Origin of the sequence: Poseidonibacter sp. (assembly GCF_041821165.1) — a bacterium.
Lineage (GTDB): Bacteria > Campylobacterota > Campylobacteria > Campylobacterales > Arcobacteraceae > Poseidonibacter.
On record NZ_JBGUES010000026.1, the window covers coordinates 1 to 20214 of the forward strand.

The window sequence follows — 20214 nt, forward strand, 5'->3', positions numbered from 1 at the left end:
TTTTTTTTGAGCTTCAATACCTTTATAATGTATTTTTGAACAACCAGAACCTGCTAATTTTCCATTAGCTCCAGATTCTGGGTTTAAAATCCAATTAGGTAAAGATTTTTTACTTTGAGTTTCTTCTAAAGAGTTTTGTGCACAAGCAACTAAAAAGATGCTTGCGCATAAAATTAAAAGACTAGTTTTCAAGTTTTTCTAATTCTTTATCTAATTCACCTTGAGCTTTTGAAGCAAGGAATTTTTGATACATAGCTTTATCATTTTTAAATGATGTTTTAATAGCTTTATCCATTTGATCTTTTACAATTTCAGAGTTTAATACTACAAGAACATAAAGTGTTCCAGTTTTACTTCTCCACATTTTTGTAGCTTTTGAACCAACTAAAGTTTGTGAAGCAATTTGTTTACTTACACTTTCAATTGATTTATCATAAGTTTCAGAAGTACTTGCTTTATAAGTTTTGATCATATTACTAACTTTTGTATCTAGTTGTCTAGCTAAATTATTTCTAGCATCAGCAACTGCTTCTTCTCTTTGAAAAGAAAAATCATTTCCAGCATTTCTTTTTGCACTTCCCATATCCGCAATTGCGCCTTCAACAAAAGGAGAAAGTACCCATTGTGGTGCACCTTGGAATTCTGCATCAACAAATGTAGATTCTTCAGGAGCTTTAGGTTCAGTACTTGTACATCCAGTGAAAATTGTAGCAAGTACTAAACTTGCAGCTGCTGTTTTTGAAATCATTTTTAACATTATTTATCCTACTTATAAATTTAATGTAGAAATATCCCATAAAATAGTTTAAAAGTAGGTTAAATAGTTATTTTTTAATAAATATAAATTATTTTCTTTACTGAAAAGTTAAATTATGATATATTTATGAAAAAATTAGGATGTTAAAAGTTAAATGTTAAAAAAATATAAGAGTAATATCTTAATATCTATATTGCTTATGTTCTTTGTTTCTGGATGTAATTTAAAGCAACTAAATATAATAGAGAAAAAAGAGTTTAAAAGAGAAAAAATCAGTGTAGAATTATTAAATACAATTGATAATATTAAAGAGTTAATTAGTAAACATGACTATAAAAGTTTAAATGAAAACTATATAAATCAAAGATTTGGTTTTTTTGATAAATTTAAAGTTGATAATAAAGTAAATGTAATAAAACTTAATAAAATCCAATTTGATAAAAATGATAAAGACTACTTTTCTATTGCAAATCAGATACATAGGACAAGAAAAAAAACTTCTTTGCTTAAAATAATTAATGGAAATCCTTTATTTGATTGTAGTCCAAATAATGATGCTTTTTATGGTTGGAATAAAGAAGGTCTATTTTTATCAGATAAAACAGAAGCATTTACATATAATAAATCTGAAAAAATATTAGAAAATTATAGTGATGAAGATTTTGATTTTGAACAGATTGTTTCAAAAACAAGTTACAAGGTTAGTTTTACTGATGAAGAGATTATATTTTACTTATCTAAAATAGATGATAAGTGGTATATTACATTATTTGATAGAACAATAACAGATTGTAGTTTAGGTAAAAGAAAAAAAGTAAAGAGAGTAAAATGAGTCAACAAGAATTCTGGAATAATAAATTTGCAAGAGATGGTTACCTATATGGTTTAAAACCAAATACATTTTTAGCATCTAAAATCAAACTTTTAAAAAGAGATTCAAACCTACTTTGTTTAGGTGAGGGAGAAGGTAGAAACGCAATCTTTTTTGCAAAAAGAGGTTTTAAAGTTACTGCAATTGATGCTTCTGATATTGGGCTTGAAAAATTAGAAAATAGAGCAAAAGAAGAGAATCTAGAAATTCAAACTTGTTGTATGGATTTAAATGATTGGCAAGATGATAAAAAATATGATGTAATAGTTGCTTCTTATTTACATATGTATAAAGACGAAAGAGCACAATTATTTGATCAAATAGAAGAATCTTTAGCACAAGATGGATATTTTATTGGAGAATTTTTCTCAAAAAAACAATTAAATTATACAAGTGGTGGTCCTAAAGATGAGGATTTACTTTATACAGTAGATGATTTTAAAAAGCATTTTTTATATTGTGAAAAAGATATAAAAGAAGTAGTTACTATACTTGATGAAGGCAAAGGTCATCAAGGTGAAGCTTGTGTAATAAGAGTAATTATACAGAAATTATAAAAGTAGAAACTCTTCTACTTTTAGCTTGTTTTTTTCTATTAAATAATACATTTAACAACTTTTTAACTAAAATTTAAATACACTAATTATAATTTAAATAAATAATAACTATAACAAAACACAAATAATTGAAACAGAGAATGAAATGCTAGAAAATATCAAAAATATAATCGAAAATAAAGTACTGGTTATTGATGGTGCAATGGGAACTCAACTTCAAATTGCTACTATCAAAGAAGAAGAATGGCTTTACGAAGGTGTTGATTTAGAAGGTTGTAATGAACTTTTAAACTTAACAGCACCTCATGTATTAAGAAATATTCATGATGCTTATGCAAGCGCAGGAGCTGATTTAATTACTACTAATACTTTTGGTTCTATGCCTTGGGTATTAGATGAATATGATATTCCTCAAACATCTTACGAGCTTTCAAAACTAGGAGCTTCTTTAGTAAAAGAAACTTGTTTAAAATATTCAACTCCTGATAAACCAAGATTTGTATTAGGTTCTGTTGGACCTGGAACAAAACTTCCATCACTTGGTCATATAAAATATGATGAAATGTATGAAGGTTATAAAATCATGGCACAAGGACTTGCTGATGGTGGAACTGATATATTCTTACTTGAAACTTGTCAAGATCCTTTACAAATTAAAGCAGCGCTTCATGCACTAAATGACACAGCTCCTCATATTCCAATTATGGTATCTGTTACTATTGAGTTAACAGGAACTATGCTTATTGGAACTGATGCTTTAACAATTGCTGCTATTATGGCTCCATTTAATATTTTATCACTTGGATTTAACTGTGGAACAGGACCTAAACAAGTACATAAGCACGTAAAAACATTAAGTGAAGTTTGTAAGTTCCCAATTTCAGTTCATGCAAATGCAGGACTTCCTCAAAATAAGGGTGGAGTTTCTTATTATCCAATGGGACCAGATGAATTTACTAAACTTCAAAAAGAGTTTTTAGAGATAAATGGAGTTTCATTTTTAGGTGGATGTTGTGGAACAACACCTGAGCATATTAAAGCTTTAAGTGAAGAAATAAAAGAAATCGTTCCAAAAAAACCTTGCGGATTTTTAAAGGCTTCTTTAGCATCATTGTTTAATACTGTTCCTTTAAAACAAGAACCAGCACCACTTCTAATTGGTGAGCGTTCAAATGCAACAGGTTCTAAAGCATTTAGAGAGTTACTTAAATCAAATGATTATGAAGGAACTCTTTCCGTTGGACAACAACAAGTAAGAGCAGGAGCTCATATTATTGATGTATCAGTTGGTTTTGCTGGACGTGATGAAAGAGAAGATATGGATAAAGTAGTTGAACTTTATTCTCAAAAAATATCACTTCCTTTAATGCCTGATTCTACTCAAATTTTAGCTTTAGAAGCTGCACTTAAACAAATTGGTGGAAGACCTATTATTAACTCTGTTAACTTAGAAGATGGAGAAGAAAAATTTGATGCAGTTTGTGCCTTAGCTAAAAAATTCGGAGCTGCGCTTGTTTGTCTGACAATTGATGAAGTTGGAATGGCAAAGTCAAAAGAAGACAAAATTAGAATAGCTGAGCGTATTTATAATCTATGTGTAAATAGACATGGCTTTGATCCAGCAGACCTAGTATTTGATATGTTAACATTTACTATTGGTTCAGGTGATGATGAGTATAGAACAGCTGGTATGGAAACATTAGAAGCTATTAGAGAGTTCCAAATAATGCATCCAGAAGTTGGAACAACTCTAGGACTTTCAAATATTTCATTTGGACTTGATATAAAAGCAAGAGCATATTTAAACTCTATTTACTTAGATTATTGTGTTAAAGCTGGTCTTACATCTGCTATTGTAAATGTACAACATATTTTGCCATTAAATAAAATTAGTGAAGATGATAAAAAAGCTTGTGATGATTTAATCTTTAATAATCAAGAAAATGGTGACCCATTATTTGCTTTTATTGAACACTTCTCAAATGTTGGAGATATTGAAGAACAAAGTGATGAAGAGTATCAAAAACTTGAACCAATTGAAAAAGTAAAAAAACTTTTATTAGATGGTGATAAAGATAGACTTCTTCCTTTAGTTGAAGAGTTACGACATGAAGTAAAACCTGAAATTATCGTAAATGAGTGGTTAATTGATGGTATGAAAATCATTGGTGAACTATTTGGTTCAGGTCAAATGCAATTACCATTTGTTCTTCAAAGTGCTGAAACTATGAAAGCAACAGTTGATGCATTAAATCCATATTTACCAAAAGAAGAAAAAGCTAGTGAAACTGTAATTGTAGTAGGAACTGTAAAAGGTGATGTACATGATGTTGGTAAAAACTTAGTTGATATTATTTTAAGTAATAATGGTTTTAAAGTTATAAATATTGGTATTAAAGCTGATTTAAATTCATTTTTAATTGCTGCAAAAGAGCATAAAGCTCATGCAATTGGAATGAGTGGATTACTTGTTAAATCAACTGCTGTAATGAAAGAAAACTTAGAAGAATTACAAAAAATGGGAATAGATATTCCTGTATTAATTGGTGGAGCAGCACTTACTAAATCTTTCGTAAATGACTTTTGTAGACCAATTTATGATGGGCCAATTTTTTATTGTAGAGATGCCTTTGATGGTGTTGTTTCTATGCAAAGAATTGAAAAAGGTGATTTAACAAATACTGCCTTGGCTGCTGATTTAATTGAGATAAAAGATACAAGTAATAGTGTAGAAAAAGAAGAAGTTGTAATTCCTCCTTATGAAGAAATTCCAATGCCAGCTAAAACAGAGTTTACTTTTCCACCGCTTTGGGATAGGGTTGCTAAAACAAATGAAGCTTTAGATAAAGAATTAATTTTTAAATGGATTAATCATAGAGTTTTATATAGACAAAGATGGGGATATAAAAGAGGAAAACAAAGTAGTGAGAAGTTTTTAGCTTATGAAAATGATGTTGTTGAACCATTATATAGACAATTAAAAGCTGATTTATTAGATAAAAAAATCTTTGAACCAATTGCTATTTATGCTTATTATCCTTGTATTTCTCATGATAATAAACTTTATATCTTTGATAAAAAATATTTATTTAATTCACTTGAAGAAGCAAAGAATGTACCACCATTAGAAGAAGCAATTAAAGTTTTAGAGTTTCCACGACAAAAAAGAAAACCATTTAGATGTATTCCTGATTTCTTTGCAAATGATAGATTAGATGTAATTGCATTTACACTTGCTAGTGCTGGTCTTAAAATAAGTGATTATGAAAGAGGACTTTATGATGAAGGTAAGTTTGCTGAATATTACCAAATTCATGGACTTGGTGTTGAATTAGCTGAAGCTCTTGCTGAGGTTTTACATAAACAAGTTAGACTTGATTTAGATATTGTTCCAAAAGAAGGGCATACTTTAAATGATGTTCAAATGAAACAGTATGTTGGTTGTAGATATTCTCCTGGTTATGCTGCTTGTCCAGATTTAGCTATGAATAGAGATATTTTTGATTTATTAAACCCAGAAGAGTTTGGAATTGAATTAAGTGAAACATTCCAAATGCATCCAGAACAAACAACTTGTGCTATTGTAGTTCCTCATCATGAGGCTAATTATTATAATATTTAATAGAGAATTGAGTTTCTCTATTAATTAATTAATCATAAATTATTCTTAAGTTTAATAATTTATACGATTAGTTAAGCCTATATATGGCAAAATCTTCTAAAACACTAGCTAAGGGAAAGAATGGAATATACTAAAACAGTAAAAATAATTGCAATGTCAATATTTACTAGTATATTAATAACAGGTTGTAGTATAAAACCTGAAGCATTAACTTCTGAAAATATAAAAAAAAGTGTTAAAGAAGATTTAAAACAGTTAAACGACTTATCCAAACCTATTACAAAAGCAATCTCTTTAGATGACGCAATAAAAAGAGCTATTAAAAATAATATAAGAAACAAAGTTCAGTTAATGGAATCAGCATTAGCTTATGAACAAATTGATTTAGTATATTATGATATGCTTCCAAGTTTAACAGCAAATGCTGGATACTCAACAAGAAATAACTACGCAGCTTCTGCAAGTACAACATTTGAAGATGGCAAACCAGCTCCAATAGTTGGAACTCCTACTTATTCAGTATCTCAAGATAAAACGAAAACAAATACTGATGTTTCTTTTTCTTGGAATGTACTTGATTTTGGTTTATCGTATGTAAGAGCTCAACAACAATCAGATAAATACTTAATGGCAAAAGAGAATGAAAGAAAAGTAATTCATAATATTGTTCAAGAAGTAAGAAGAACTTATTATAAATCAGTTTCCGCTGATGCATTATTGAAAAAAATTGTTCCAATGATGAAAGAGGTAACTATTGCTCTTGAAGATTCAAGAAAAGTAAATAAACTTAGATTATCTTCACCTATGGAAGCATTATCTTATCAAAGAGAATTATTAGAAGTATTAAGAGCTTTACAAACTTTAGAAAGAAATTTAATGGGTTCAAAAATCGAACTTGCTGAATTAATGGGTTTAAAACCTGGAACAAATTTTGAATTAGCAGAAAAAGTAAAAACAAATTATGATTTACCAGAAATTGATTTAAAATTAGAAGATATGGAAAAAATTGCATTAGAAAACCGTCCAGAAATCTTAGAAAGTAGATATAAAGAGAGAATCTCTCAAAAAGAGACAACATCTGCGATTTTAAGAATGCTTCCTGGTATAAATATAAATGCAGGACTATCGTACAATAGTAGTGAATATCTTTTAAATAATGATTGGACTTCTTATGGAGCTAGTGTTTCATGGAATTTATTAGATATTTTTAAAGGTAGTACTTTTAGAAAAATTGCAAAAACAAAAATTGAATTAGCACGAGAACAAAAATTAGCAATTTCAATGGCTGTTTTATCTCAAGTTCATTTATCATTAGCTGAATTTAATCAAGCTAAAAAAGAGTATAAATTAGCAAAAGAGTATTTAGATGTTGCAGAAGGAATATTTAAATTAACTAAGGTAAATAACCGTTTAAATACAGGAAGTAAATTAGTTTTTATAAAAGAGAAACTTAACTATATTTTATCTTTTTTAAGACATTCATCATCTTATGCTAATGTACAAAATAGTTACGGAAAGATTTTTGCGTCAATTGGTAAATATGAAGAGTTTAAGAAAAAAAGTTTTACGCAATTAAAAACAAATGTAGAGTTTAAAGATATAAAACCTTTAGCAGTAAAAGAAAAAGAAGAGCCAAAATTAAAAAAGCCAATAGTTAAAGCTAAAAAAGAAACTCTTTTACCAAAAGATAAAAAAACAATTACAGCAGTTGCTGTAGAAAATGCATATATAAGGTCAAAAGCAAATCCAAATAGTGATATAAAATCAGTTCTTGAAAAAGATGAAAATATTGAGGTTATATCAAAGTTTTATAATGAAAGTGGCTATTGGGTAGAAACAAAAGATGGCTATATTCAATTAAAATCTTTAAAAATGAATGCTCTAAAAAAGAAAAATGAAGGTTTATATCTTGTAAAAACTTTTAGACCAGGAAATATTAGAAAAGAAGCAAGATGGAATAGTCAAATAAAATATACAATTCCTAAAAATAGAACAATATATGTTAGTAAAATAGTTAAAAATAGTGGTGGTACTTGGTATAAAACTTCAGATGGATACATAAGTAGCTTGGTTATAAAAGCTAAAAGGAAATAATAACTTATGAAAAAGTTTATATTTTTAGCTTTATTATTCTCATATATAAATGCGCAAGAATCTATTAATTCAAGAGCTATTATTACATCCGTTGATAAAACAACATTATCAAGTGAATTATCTGGAAATATAATATATCTTAATAAACTAGAGGGTGATTACTTTACAAAAGGTGAAGTTCTTGTAAAGCTTAATTGTGATGTTTATAAGGCAAAAAAAAATAAAGTTGCTATCGAAAAAAATATTGCATATTTAAAATATAAAAAAAATAAAGAACTTGAAAGTTATAAATCCATTGGAAAGTTTGAAGTTGATATTTCAAAAGAAGAGTATCGTAAACAAGAATCAGAGTTTCAAATCGCATCAATTAATGTAAAAAGATGTAATATCTTCGCTCCTTACAATGGTCGTGTTGTTACACGAAAAGCCAATCAATTTCAAAGTATTAAACCAAATGAAGAGATAATAGAGATTATTGGAATAGATAAACTTGAAGCAAAAACTTTTGTTCCATCTATTTGGTTACAGTGGCTAAAAAAAGGTAATGAAATTGATTTAGCTATTGATGAGACAAATACTACAATAAAAGCTATAATTAAAGAAATAGGTTCTGTTGTTGACCCTGTTAGCCAAACAGTATTAGTTAGAGTAACACTTAAAAAACCTTACGAGAATATAATCCCAGGGATGAGCGCAACAGCGATATTTAAGATAAATAAATAGGATTTGTCTAATGAAAAAAACACCACTAATAAGTACTTTAGAACCTAGATTATTATTTGATGGAGCAGCAGTTGCAACAGCTATTGATGTTTTAGATAATAGTAGTTTTGATAGTGATTCTACTGATACAATTGAAACCCCCGCTGCTGTAGAAAACTCACAATTAGAAAAAAAAGAGATTGTATTTATTGATTTTAATGTAAAAGATTATGAGAGTTTAAAAGATAGTTTTTCACAAAATTATGAAGTATATATAATTGATGATAGTTCATCAGGTATAGATCAAATTGCATTTTTTTTAGAAGGAAAAACAAATATTGATGCTATTCATATTTTCTCACATGGAAAAATCGCAGAAATAAATCTAGGAAATGGTTCTATTAATAGTGATAATATAAATAGTTTTAGCCAAGATTTAAAGCTTATAGGTGATAGTTTATCAGTTAATGCAGACATCTTATTGTATGGTTGTTCAATTAGTCAAAATCAAGAAGGAAAAGAGTTCATTGATTCTTTTGCACAACTAACAAATGCTGATATCTTAGCTTCTGATGATATCACAGGAGATAAGTCACTAGGTGGAGATTGGGAGCTTGAATATAATGCTGGAAATATCGAATCGCAAACTATAATAGCAGATAATTATAATGGTACTTTTGCAAACAGTGACCCTGTAATAATACCAGGAGTTATAACTGGAACTATTACAGCAGGAAGTGGAAACTTAACTGCAAGTGGAAGTATTGATTTTACAGATGCAGAACCTGCAACAGTAAATAATGGACCATTTGGTTCTGCATCAACTAATTCAATTACGGCAGTTGATATAAATGGAGATCCAATAACTTTAACTGCACAACAAATAACAGATTTAGAATCTGGATTTATTATAAGTGCAGGAAGTGTTCTTACAAATAATGGAACAATAAATTGGGATTATAATACTAATGAAAGTGATTTGAACTTTTTAGGAACAGGAGATGTGTTAACTGCAATATTTACTATAACTATTGATGATAGATCAGGAGGCATAGCCACTCAAGATATAACTATTACAATAAATGGAGCAAATGGATCTGTTATTGCAACTGGTGGAAATATTACAGGAGATATTACTGAAGGTAATACTTTAACAGATACAGGAACAGTTACTTTTACAGATGTAGATTTAACAGATAGACCAACAGGAACTTCTTCTACAAACTCAATTACTGCTTTAAAACAAGATGGAAGTATTTTAAATTTAACAGCACAACAAATATCTGATATTGAAGCTGCATTTAGTATAGAGAACTTATTAGCAAATACAAACGAAGGAACAATAAATTGGACCTTTACAACTACAGAAAATAATCTTGATTTTTTAGGCAAAGATGATGTTTTAACAGCTATTTTTACAGTAACAGTATCTGATGGAAATGGTTCTAGTGATACCCAAGATGTAACAATTACAATAACAGGAGAAACAGAAACTCCTGTTATAACACCTGTAAATGTAGATGGTAGTATTACAGAAGGAAGTGGTTCTTTAGCTGTAAATGGAAGTATTAATTTTACAGATTCAGATACTGCAGATAGACCAGCAACCTCAGTACCTACAAAGTCAATTTCAGCAGTAGATATAAATGGAAATCCATTAACTTTAACAGCTCAGCAACAAACTGATTTACTATCAGGATTTATTATAAGTGCAGGTGGTCCTCTTACAAATAATGGAACAATTAATTGGGATTATAGTATCAGTGAAGATAAATTAGACTTTTTAGGAGCAGGTGATGTCGTAACTGCTATTTTTACTTTAAGCGTAAGTGATCAAGAAGGTGGAATTGCAACTCAAGATGTAACTATTACAATCACAGGAGCAAATGATTCTGTAGAAATAAATGGTGGAATTGTAATAGGAAATATTATAGAAGGGAATACTTTAACAGATACAGGAACAGTTACTTTTACAGATATTGATTTAAGTGATAGACCAATAGGAACATCTTCAGTAAATTCAATTACAGGCTTAAAACAAGATGGAAGTGTTCTAACATTAACAGCACAACAAATACTAGATATTCAAAATGCTTTTAGTATAGATAACTTATTAGCAAATACAAACGATGGAACAATAAATTGGACCTTTTCAACTACAGAAAATAATCTTGATTTTTTAGAAAAGGGTGATGTTGTAACAGCTATTTTTACAGTAACAGTAACGGATGGAAATGGTTCTAGCGATACACAAGATGTAACAATAACAATAAATGGAGCAAATGAGCTTCCAGTAATAATACCTGTAGATGTAGATGGTAGTATAATAGAAGGAAGTGGTTCTTTAAGTGATAGTGGAAGTATTACCTTTACAGATGCAGATTTAAATGATAGACCGATAGGAAGTGGTTCTTTAAATAATATAGTAGATATAAATGGAAATCCAGTAACATTAACAGCACAACAAATACTAGATATTCAGAATGCTTTTAGTATAGATAACTTATTAACAAATACAAACGATGGAACAATAAATTGGAATTTTAATATTTTAGAAGATAAAATTGATTTTATAGCACAAGGTGAAGAATTAACAGCAACCTTTACAATTAGTGTTGATGACCAAGATGGAGGTGTATCAACACAAGATGTAACTATCACAATTACAGGAGTAAATGATTCTATAAGTGTTGTAGGTGGAGATGTAGCAGGAGATATTACAGAAAGTGAAACTTTAACTGATTCAGGTTCAATAATATTTAGTGATGCTGATCTTAGTGATTCTATAGTAGGAAGTTTAAATAATACTTCAGTATCAGCAGTAGATAAAGATGGAAATCCCGTAACACTAACAGCACAACAAATTTTAGATATTCAAAATGCCTTTAATATTGGAAATGCAAATAATGGTGCAATGGATTGGACATACTCTATTACAGAAGCACAATTAGATTTTTTAGCAAAAGGTGAAATAGTAACAACTATTTTTACAGTTACATTAACTGATAATAATGGTTCTACTATTAACCAAGATGTAACAATAACAATAAATGGGGCAAACGAACTTCCAATTATAACAGCTGGAAATGTAGATAGTAGTATAACAGAAGGAAGTGGTTCTTTAAGTGATAGTGGAAGTATTACATTTACAGATGCAGATTTAAATGATAGACCTCTAGGAAGTGGTTCTTTAAATACTATTACATTAGTTGATATAAATGGAAATCCATTAACATTAACAGCACAACAAATAGCAGATATACAAGCAGGTTTTAGTGTAAGTAATGCAGGTGGGAATACAAATAGTGGAACGATAAATTGGGATTATTTAATTTCAGAAGATAAAATTGATTTTTTAGCACAAGGTGAAGTTTTAACAGCAACATTTACAATCAGTGTTGATGACCAAGATGGAGGTGTATCAACACAAGATGTAACTATCACAATTACAGGAGCAAATGATTCTGTAAGTATTGTAGGTGGAAATGTAAATGCAAGTGTTGTTGAAAGTGGTAATTTAATTGATTCTGGTTCTATTTTATTTACAGATAAAGATTACTCAAATAGACCTCAAGGCAGTTTATCTAATAATACAATATCTGCAATTGATAAAGATGGTAATTCTTTTAGTTTAACAGCACAACAAATTTTAGATATTCAAAATGCATTTAGTATTGCAAATGCAAATAATGGTGCAATAGATTGGACATACTCTATTACAGAAGCACAGTTAGATTTTTTAGGAAATGGCGAGGTAATTACAGCAACATTTATAGTAACTGTTACAGATGAAGCAGGTACTAGTGATATTCAAAATATGCAAGTAATTATTACAGGAACAAATGATGTTCCTGATATTCAAGTAATATCTGTATTAGCAGATATTACAGAAGGAAGTGGTACTTTAAGTGATAATGGAAGTATAACTTTTACAGATGTAGATTCAAATGATAATGCAATTGCTAGCAGTTCTTTAGATTCAATTACGCTAGTTGATATAAATGGAAATCCATTAAGTTTAACAGCACAACAAATATCAAATATACAATCAGGTTTTAGTGTACAAAATGTTATTGGAAATAGTAATAATGGAACAATAAATTGGGACTATATAATTTCTGAAAATAATTTAGATTTTTTAGCAAATGGTGAAGTAATAACTGTTGTATTTAAAATTAATTTAGATGACCAATCAGGTGGAGTTGTTAGTCAAGATGTAATTGTAACAATTACAGGAACAAATGACACAGCACTTGTAAGTACACAAAATATTGATGTGAAATTATCTTTCTCTGAGAGTTATGAACAAAATGTTTCTTCTTTATTTACAGATGTAGATATTACAGATAGTTTTAAATATGAAATTACAGGTTTACCAGAAGGTTTGAGTTTTAATCCAATTACAGGTGAAATCTCAGGTAATCCAACAGAAACGGGAATTTTTGAAATTATTATAAAAGCAATTAATACAAAAGATGACCAAGATATAGTTGATAAAACATATAAAATAGAAGTTTTACCTGCAAATACAAGTGAAGTTGAGACACCAAAAGAAGAAATAAGTGAAACTATAGAACAAGAAGTTCCATCAAAAGTTGAGGTTAATAAATTTGTTTCAAATGATGTTCAAGGAGTTTTAGACTCTTCTTCAAAGGAAGCTTCTGATTTTGATTTAGGTAAAGGTTTTATTCAATATAACTTAACACCAAACTCTTCAAATATTACAGATAATATTGAAACAAATATAAGTGAAAATATCGCTATTAAAATAAATGATGATGGAAAAATTGAATTTTCAGATGTTGTAGCAGATACTTTTGATGAAATAGGTTTATCAATTGAAGTTATGACAAGAATTGATAATTATATAGAGTTGAAAGTCACTGATGTGCAATTAGGCCAAAGATACGAAATTTATTTAAGTGATGGAAGCCCTTTACCTAAGGGAATTACTTTTGATGAGAAAACAGGTTTATTAAAAGGTGAGCTTACTAATGGTTTAGAAATCACTATAAAAGCAATAAGTGAGAATGGAGTAATTAGAACACTTAATGTAAAAATTGATATAAATAATAAAGATGAGTCACAAAAAACTTCAGAACAAGCTTCTCCTGGTTTACAAGAACAAATAGAGCAAAAAGCTTCTTCTATGCAAGATTATGGAAATAAAATTAGCTCATTATTTTCAGACCAACTTGTTTAATATAAGGAAAAATAAAAATTGAATAATATTTCAGCCTTATTGCAATTAGAACATAATTGTAGAAATTGTGAAAACTATATGGAACTAAAATATACAATAGTAAATGAAACTAGAAATTTATTAGACTATGAACAAGCTATTTTTTTAGCTCCAAACTATTCTAGAAAATTAAAAGTAGAGGCTATTTCTGATATTTCAGCTATTGATTTTACTTCACCTTTTGTTCAATGTATTGAGTCAATTTCAAATAAAATCTATAAATCAAATAATAAATCAACTCATATTTTAAATAATAAAGAAGAGATTGAATCATATCAAAGTAGACAGCTTAAAGAGCTTTCTTATGAGAATGTATTATGGCTTAGATTAGAGATTAAAAAAGAAGATATTACAAGTGAATATTTTTTAGTTTTACTAAAAAAAGAGCAATGGACGAAAAAAGAAGAAGAGATAGGAACTCATCTTAGCTCTTCATTTGCATATTTTTTATATGCAACAAGAAAAGGCGCATTTAAATCAAATCTAAAAAAATCAAGTTTTGGAAGTTTTTTGATTAAATTATTATTACTTTGTTTAATTCCTATAATGTTTATTCCTATTAAATTAACAGTTCTAGCTCCCTTAGAAGTTATTGCAAAAGATCCTTTTATTGTTACATCTGCTCTTGAAGGAGTGGTTAGTGAAATAAAAGTTAAATCAAATGAATATGTGAAAAAAGATACATTAATTGTAAAATTAAATGATACGGATTATTTAAATAAATATTTAATTGCACAAAAAACACTAAATGTTGCTAAAGCACAACTTCATACATCACAACAAGCAAGTTTTTACGATGTAAAACAAAAAAATCAATTAGAAGAGTTAAAAGCACAAGTTCAATTAAAACAATCAGAACTTGATTTTACAAAAGAACAGTTAGATAAAACACTTATTTATTCAAAAAAAGATGGAATTGCCATTATTCATAATCCAAATGAATGGAAGGGAAAACCTGTTGTAACGGGTCAAAGAATTTTCCAAATTGCAAATAAAACAAATATAGAATTAAAAATAATGTTACCTGTAAGTGATGCCATTTTTTTAGAAGATAATGCAAAAATAAAAGCCTTTTTAGATAATAACCCCTTAGATACATGGGATGGAAAAATAACTCATATTTCATATAAACCAGAGCTTACACCTGAAAATATCTTAGCATATAAAATAACTGCACAATTTGATGACTTACAAAAAGATGCTTATATTCCAACAATAGGATTAAGGGGAACGGCAAAGATTTATTCACATGAAGTAAGTCTGTTTTTTTATATATTTAGAAAACCTATTACATCTTTAAGACAATTAGTTGGATGGTAATTTATGCAAGCTTTAGATGAAACTCTTCCAATTTTAAGAGATGATTTAAAGCTTATAGAATCAAGCGTAGCAGAAGATGGTTCTAAACAGTGGTTACTATATGATGCCTTACAAAATAAGTATTTTACAATAGGAATAGATGCTTTTAATCTTTTATCTTTATGGGAAAACTCTTGTAAAATAGATGAATTTCTGGTGAAGTTAAAAAATAAAAACTATGATATTACACAAGAGTCTTTACAAGTTTTTCTAAACTTTATTACAAATAATAAATTAGTAAAAATCCAAAGTAATGAGAGCATAAAAAAAGTTTATGAAGAAGAAAAAAACTCAAAGCAAACTCTTTTTAAGTGGTTACTACATAACTATTTATTTATAAGATTGCCATTATTAAAACCTGATAGATGGCTTGATGATAATATGCCAATAGCAAATCTTTTTTATTCAAATATTTGGCGAAATTTTGTTTTACTTTTAGGTTTTATTGGTATTGTTTTAACACTAAGAAATTTAGATGAATTTTTTGCAACTTTTTCATATCTTTTTTCTAAAGAAGGTATGTTTTACTATTTTTTATCAATTATCTTTGTAAAAAGTTTTCATGAATTAGGCCATGCTTTTACTGCGAAAAAATATGGTGCAAGGGTCCCCACTATGGGGGTTGCTTTTTTAGTTTTATTCCCCGTTTTATACACAGATACAACAGATTCATGGAAAATAAAGTCAAAATATAAACGATTAAAAATAGTAATGGCAGGAATGAAAGTCGAACTTTATTTAGCTTTAATTGCCACATTCTTCTGGTCTTTTTTAGATGATGGAGTTTTTAAAAGTATTGCATTTGTAATCGCAACTACAAGTTGGATAACATCACTTTTAATAAATATTAGCCCATTTTTACGATTTGATGGTTATTATGCATTATCAGATTGGAGTGATTCAAAAAACCTTCAACCTCGTTCTTTTGCTATGGCAAGATGGTTTATACGAAGAAATATCTTAGGTTCAAATGAACAAGTTCCTGAATTTCTACCAAGATATAAGCATAATTTTTTTATTATTTATGCGATTCTTACATGGATTTATAGATTTTTCTTATTTTTAGGAATTGCTGTGCTTGTATACTATTTTACATTTAAAGCACTTGGGATATTTTTATTTATAGTTGAGATTTTATGGTTTATTATTTTACCTATTTACAAGGAGTTAAAAATCTGGTTTGAAAAAATTAACACAATAAGTTTAAATAGAAGAAATATATCTTCTTTGCTTTTTTTTATTACAATTATTTCGCTTTTGATAATACCTTGGAATAATAAAGTATATATGCCAGCTGTTTTAGAAGCACAAAAATATATAGAAATTTATGCCCCATATAATGCTCAAATTAAAGAAATAAATGTAAAAAATGGATCTTATGTAAAAAAAGGAGATACTCTTCTTATCTTAGATTCTAGTGAAAATAGTTTTTTATTAAAACAAGTAAATAATGAGATAGAGTTTTTAGAATTACAATTAAAAAAAGTAGCAGCTTCAAGGGATAATTTAAATAATAAATTTATACTTGAAGAAAAACTTTTAAGAAAACAAAAAAATAAAGAAGGTCTAGAAAAAATCAAAAATAGCTTAGTAATTAAAGCTGATTTTGATGGAATAGTTTATAAAAATGATAGCTTTCATGTAAATCAATGGCTTAATAAAAAAGAAGCAATATTCACTTTATATGAACCATCTTCTACACAGTTAATTGCCTTTTGTAGTGAAGATAATTTAAAATATATAAGTAATAAACAAAAAGCAGTATTTTTATTAAATAGTGGTGATTATGGGGCTATTAACACAAATATTACGCATATATCAAATATCTCTTTACCTTTTATTGAGTTTCCTGAACTAAGCTCTTTATATGGTGGAAGTATTGCTGTAAGAGAAGATTCTAAAAATCAATTAATAAGTGAAAAAGCCTATTATAAAGTAAAAGCAGAACTTATTGATTTTAATACTATTTATAAAATTAGAAAAGATGGAGTTCTAATCGTTGAAGGTGAACCTTTAAGTATTATAGATAAATTAACAAAAAAAGTAATGGCTATTTTAATTAGAGAAAGCGGGTTCTAAATTTGAAAAAGATATTTACAAAAATATTCATAGATGAAAACCTTCCTTTTGTAGAATTAAGATATTCAAACTCAAATATTCACTATAAAAAACACTTTCATGATACTTTTTCTTTAGGTGCAAATAAAGAAGGTGAAAGTATTTATACAAATGCAAATAAAGAATATTTATTAAAAAAAAATGGCTTAAGTATAATAAATCCAAAAGTAGTACACTCTTGTAATTCATGCTCTGATATTTTAAATATTTATTATATGTTGTATTTAGATACTTCATGGTGTAAAAATATTCAAAAGCTTATAAATGAAAATGTGCAGGAGTTTGTAAGTATTCCTGTAGATATATTGGAAGATGAAAATTTTTATTATAAGTATTTAAATCTATGTGAATATCTATTTTCAGATTATACAATTTTAGAAAAAGAGAATGAACTTATAGTATTTTTCTTAGATTTTTTCTCTTTATATCTAGAAAGAACTAATATAGTTATTATTGATGAAATATTTCAAGAAATAGTGACTTATTTAGATAAAAATTATAAAGAAAATATCTCTTTAGAAACCTTATCTATACTTTTTGATTTAAACTCTTTTTATATTATTAGACTTTTTAAATCACAAATGAATTTAACTCCTCATGCTTATTTATTAAATGTAAAAATTAATAAAGCAAAGGAACTTTTACAAAAAGGTTATTCCATTGTTGATACGGCATTAGAGTGTGGTTTTTTTGATCAAAGTCATTTTCATCGAAATTTCTTAAAAATTGTTGCAACTACACCAAAAGAGTATAAACTCAATTTTGTACAATAAATAAATCTTTAAATTTCATATACTTCAATTTCAAGGAGTTTTTATGAATATTACTACGCTTTTAGCAATATTTTCTTTTTCTATTGTTATGTCGATTTCTCCAGGTCCTGTAAATATGCTTATTATTACATCTGGAATAAATAATGGTTTTAAAAAGACTGTACCTTTTATTTCTGGTGCGACTATTGGTTTTACTTTATTATTATTTTTAATTGCAATTGGTTTAAAAACTATATTAAGTTCATATTCAAATTTTTTATTTTATTTAGAGATTTTTGGTTCTGCATTTATTATTTATATGGGTTATAAAATTGCTACTTCAAATAGTAAAATAAATATTGAAAATAAAGAAAATAAAACACTACGATTTTATGAAGGTTTTTTATTACAATGGTTAAATCCAAAGGCATGGATTGCTTGTATATCAGGTGTTTCAATGTTTGTAAATAATGATAAAACTTTATTTATTTTTGTTTTTATTTATTTTATAGTTTGTTATTTATGCTTGTCTTTTTGGGGAATATTAGGAGAAAAAATAACTATATTTTTAAATACAAATCTAAGACTTGAAATTTTTAATATGATTATGGGTTCGATTCTAATATTCTCTACTTTATTTTTAATATCTAGGCATCTTCTTTAGCTTCTTTATTAATAGGAATCACAATTTCAAACTGAGCACCTTTATATATTTTATTGTGATATAAAAACTCTTCATTTGTAAAATTAATAGTTCCATTCATATGTTTTGTAATGATTTCATTACTCATATAAAGGCCAATTCCAGTACCTTGACCTTGATGTTTAGTTGTAAAATAAGGGTCAAATATTTTATGTGAAATATCTTTATTTATTCCACCACCACTATCTTTTATTTTAATAACTAATTTTTCATTATTTTTATATGCATCTATAAATATAAATCTATCTTTGTGTTTTAAAAGAAGCACGTCTTTTGCATTATTTAAAATATTTATAATAACTTGAATAAATTCATTTTTATAGTTTTTTATCTCAATTGCTTCAATATCTTGAATAATCACAATATCATTATTTTTAAATTGTGAATCCAGTAAAACTAAACTCTCTTCAATAGATGTTTTAATACTAAATGTATTTTTATATTTATTTGAAGAGAAAAAGTTCCTAAAATCATCAATTGTTTTAGAAAGATATTGTGCTTTTTTATTGATACTTTGTAAATTATTTTTAAGAGTATCATCTTCTAAGACATTCATCTCTTTTTGAACAAGTAATGATGTAGCATTTGAGGAGATATTTGATAAAGGCTGTCTCCATTGATGTGCTATATTCTCAATCATTTCACCCATTGAAGCCATTTTTGCTTGTTGAAATAAAATTCTTTCTTGTTCAACTTTATTTTGTAAATGTTGGTCAATTTCATTTTTATACTTATTAAATTTTCTTTTAATTGTTCGTGATAAGTATATTGATGAAAATAAAAGAATAATAACTAAAACAATAGCTACTAAAATTGTATTTTTCATATGTATTAAAATATTATTATCTAACTCTTCTTTCTTCTTCTTTATTTCACTATTTACATCATCTTCATAAAAACCTGTTCCAATAACCCAAGACCAATTATCAACAACTTTTAAATAACTTGTTTTTCTAGAACCATTGTGTTCTTTAGAGTTGGAAAGAGTATTATAAGTGTAAAAAGTAGATTTTTTATCTTTGGCTTTATCTACTATTTTTTTTATACCATCTTTAAATAAGTCAGATTTTAAAGACTCTTCATCAAAAATCCCTTTTTTTAAATAGTTTATTTCATCATTTTTATAAGTAATTACAAACATATAAGCACTTTTGTCATAGTTTGCATTTAAAATACCTTCTAAAACTTTTTCTTGTACTTGTTTCTCAAAATCTTTTACATATTCACCAGTTCCTATAAACCAGTTAAATGGTTCAAAATTTTTAATATAACCGATTTTTTTATATTGAGTCTCTTTTTCATTTGGCTTATACCAATACCATTGAAGTACTGTTTCATCTTGAACTTTTAGTTTTTCATGCATTTGCCTAATTATATATTCGCCTCTTGCATCTTTTACATTATAAGAGTTTTTTCCCTCAAGTGATGGCATAATTG

General features: G+C 27.4%; 13 protein-coding genes. 10 read left to right on the top strand and 3 right to left on the bottom strand.

Annotated elements, in window-relative coordinates; translation table 11 throughout:
* The coding region (locus tag ACERKK_RS03825) for a hypothetical protein (protein ID WP_373771758.1) at positions 1–192 on the bottom strand (192 nt) is incomplete at its 3' end.
* Positions 182–757, bottom strand: coding sequence for an LPP20 family lipoprotein (locus ACERKK_RS03830; protein WP_373771759.1), 576 nt, complete (start codon positions 755–757; stop codon positions 182–184). The genes ACERKK_RS03830 and ACERKK_RS03825, both read right to left, overlap by 11 nt.
* 154 nt (positions 758–911) lie before the next feature.
* Here ACERKK_RS03830 and ACERKK_RS03835 point away from each other — a divergent pair, with 154 nt between their 5' ends.
* The 10 genes from ACERKK_RS03835 to ACERKK_RS03880 all read left to right on the top strand — a co-directional run bounded on the left by ACERKK_RS03835 (position 912) and on the right by ACERKK_RS03880 (position 18738).
* Entirely contained in the window at positions 912–1589 is a 678-nt protein-coding gene (locus ACERKK_RS03835; protein WP_373771760.1) for a hypothetical protein, read from the top strand.
* Entirely contained in the window at positions 1586–2185 is a 600-nt protein-coding gene (locus ACERKK_RS03840; protein WP_373771761.1) for a class I SAM-dependent methyltransferase, read from the top strand. The genes ACERKK_RS03835 and ACERKK_RS03840 overlap by 4 nt, the downstream gene beginning before the upstream one ends.
* Positions 2186–2330: 145 nt before the next feature.
* A complete protein-coding gene (gene metH / locus ACERKK_RS03845) occupies positions 2331–5807 on the top strand; it encodes a methionine synthase (protein ID WP_373771762.1) in 3477 nt (1158 codons plus the stop codon).
* 120 nt (positions 5808–5927) lie between these two features.
* On the top strand, positions 5928–7901 hold the full coding sequence (locus ACERKK_RS03850; RefSeq protein ID WP_373771763.1) for a TolC family protein: 1974 nt from the start codon (positions 5928–5930) through the stop codon (positions 7899–7901).
* 6 nt (positions 7902–7907) lie between these two features.
* Positions 7908–8624, top strand: coding sequence for an efflux RND transporter periplasmic adaptor subunit (locus ACERKK_RS03855; protein WP_373771764.1), 717 nt, complete (start codon positions 7908–7910; stop codon positions 8622–8624).
* A 10-nt stretch (positions 8625–8634) separates the two neighbouring features.
* Positions 8635–13806 carry a VCBS domain-containing protein gene (locus tag ACERKK_RS03860; protein ID WP_373771765.1) on the top strand — a complete coding sequence of 1724 codons (5172 nt, stop codon included), beginning with the start codon at positions 8635–8637 and terminating at the stop codon, positions 13804–13806.
* Between the two features lie 18 nt (positions 13807–13824).
* Entirely contained in the window at positions 13825–15165 is a 1341-nt protein-coding gene (locus ACERKK_RS03865; RefSeq protein ID WP_373771766.1) for an efflux RND transporter periplasmic adaptor subunit, read from the top strand.
* Between the two features lie 3 nt (positions 15166–15168).
* The gene (locus ACERKK_RS03870; RefSeq protein ID WP_373771767.1) at positions 15169–17283 is read left to right on the top strand and encodes an HlyD family efflux transporter periplasmic adaptor subunit; all 2115 of its coding nucleotides are present in this window, start codon (positions 15169–15171) and stop codon (positions 17281–17283) included.
* A gap of 2 nt (positions 17284–17285) precedes the next feature.
* Complete coding sequence (locus ACERKK_RS03875) at positions 17286–18095, top strand: AraC family transcriptional regulator (protein WP_373771768.1); 810 nt, start codon at positions 17286–17288, stop codon at positions 18093–18095.
* Between the two features lie 43 nt (positions 18096–18138).
* The gene (locus ACERKK_RS03880; protein ID WP_373771769.1) at positions 18139–18738 is read left to right on the top strand and encodes a LysE family translocator; all 600 of its coding nucleotides are present in this window, start codon (positions 18139–18141) and stop codon (positions 18736–18738) included.
* Here the strand turns inward: ACERKK_RS03880 and ACERKK_RS03885 are convergent.
* The coding region (locus ACERKK_RS03885; protein ID WP_373771770.1) for a cache domain-containing protein at positions 18722–20214 on the bottom strand (1493 nt) is incomplete at its 5' end. The two genes, ACERKK_RS03880 and ACERKK_RS03885, sit on opposite strands and share 17 nt — an antisense overlap.

Bases quoted from the DNA above. Each gene is read 5' to 3' on its own strand.
- ACERKK_RS03830 (WP_373771759.1), bottom strand. From the start codon at position 757: ATGTTAAAAATGATTTCAAAAACAGCAGCTGCAAGTTTAGTACTTGCT.
- ACERKK_RS03835 (WP_373771760.1), top strand. From the start codon at position 912: ATGTTAAAAAAATATAAGAGTAATATCTTAATATCTATATTGCTTATG.
- ACERKK_RS03840 (WP_373771761.1), top strand. From the start codon at position 1,586: ATGAGTCAACAAGAATTCTGGAATAATAAATTTGCAAGAGATGGTTAC.
- metH (WP_373771762.1), top strand. From the start codon at position 2,331: ATGCTAGAAAATATCAAAAATATAATCGAAAATAAAGTACTGGTTATT.
- ACERKK_RS03850 (WP_373771763.1), top strand. From the start codon at position 5,928: ATGGAATATACTAAAACAGTAAAAATAATTGCAATGTCAATATTTACT.
- ACERKK_RS03855 (WP_373771764.1), top strand. From the start codon at position 7,908: ATGAAAAAGTTTATATTTTTAGCTTTATTATTCTCATATATAAATGCG.
- ACERKK_RS03860 (WP_373771765.1), top strand. From the start codon at position 8,635: ATGAAAAAAACACCACTAATAAGTACTTTAGAACCTAGATTATTATTT.
- ACERKK_RS03870 (WP_373771767.1), top strand. From the start codon at position 15,169: ATGCAAGCTTTAGATGAAACTCTTCCAATTTTAAGAGATGATTTAAAG.
- ACERKK_RS03880 (WP_373771769.1), top strand. From the start codon at position 18,139: ATGAATATTACTACGCTTTTAGCAATATTTTCTTTTTCTATTGTTATG.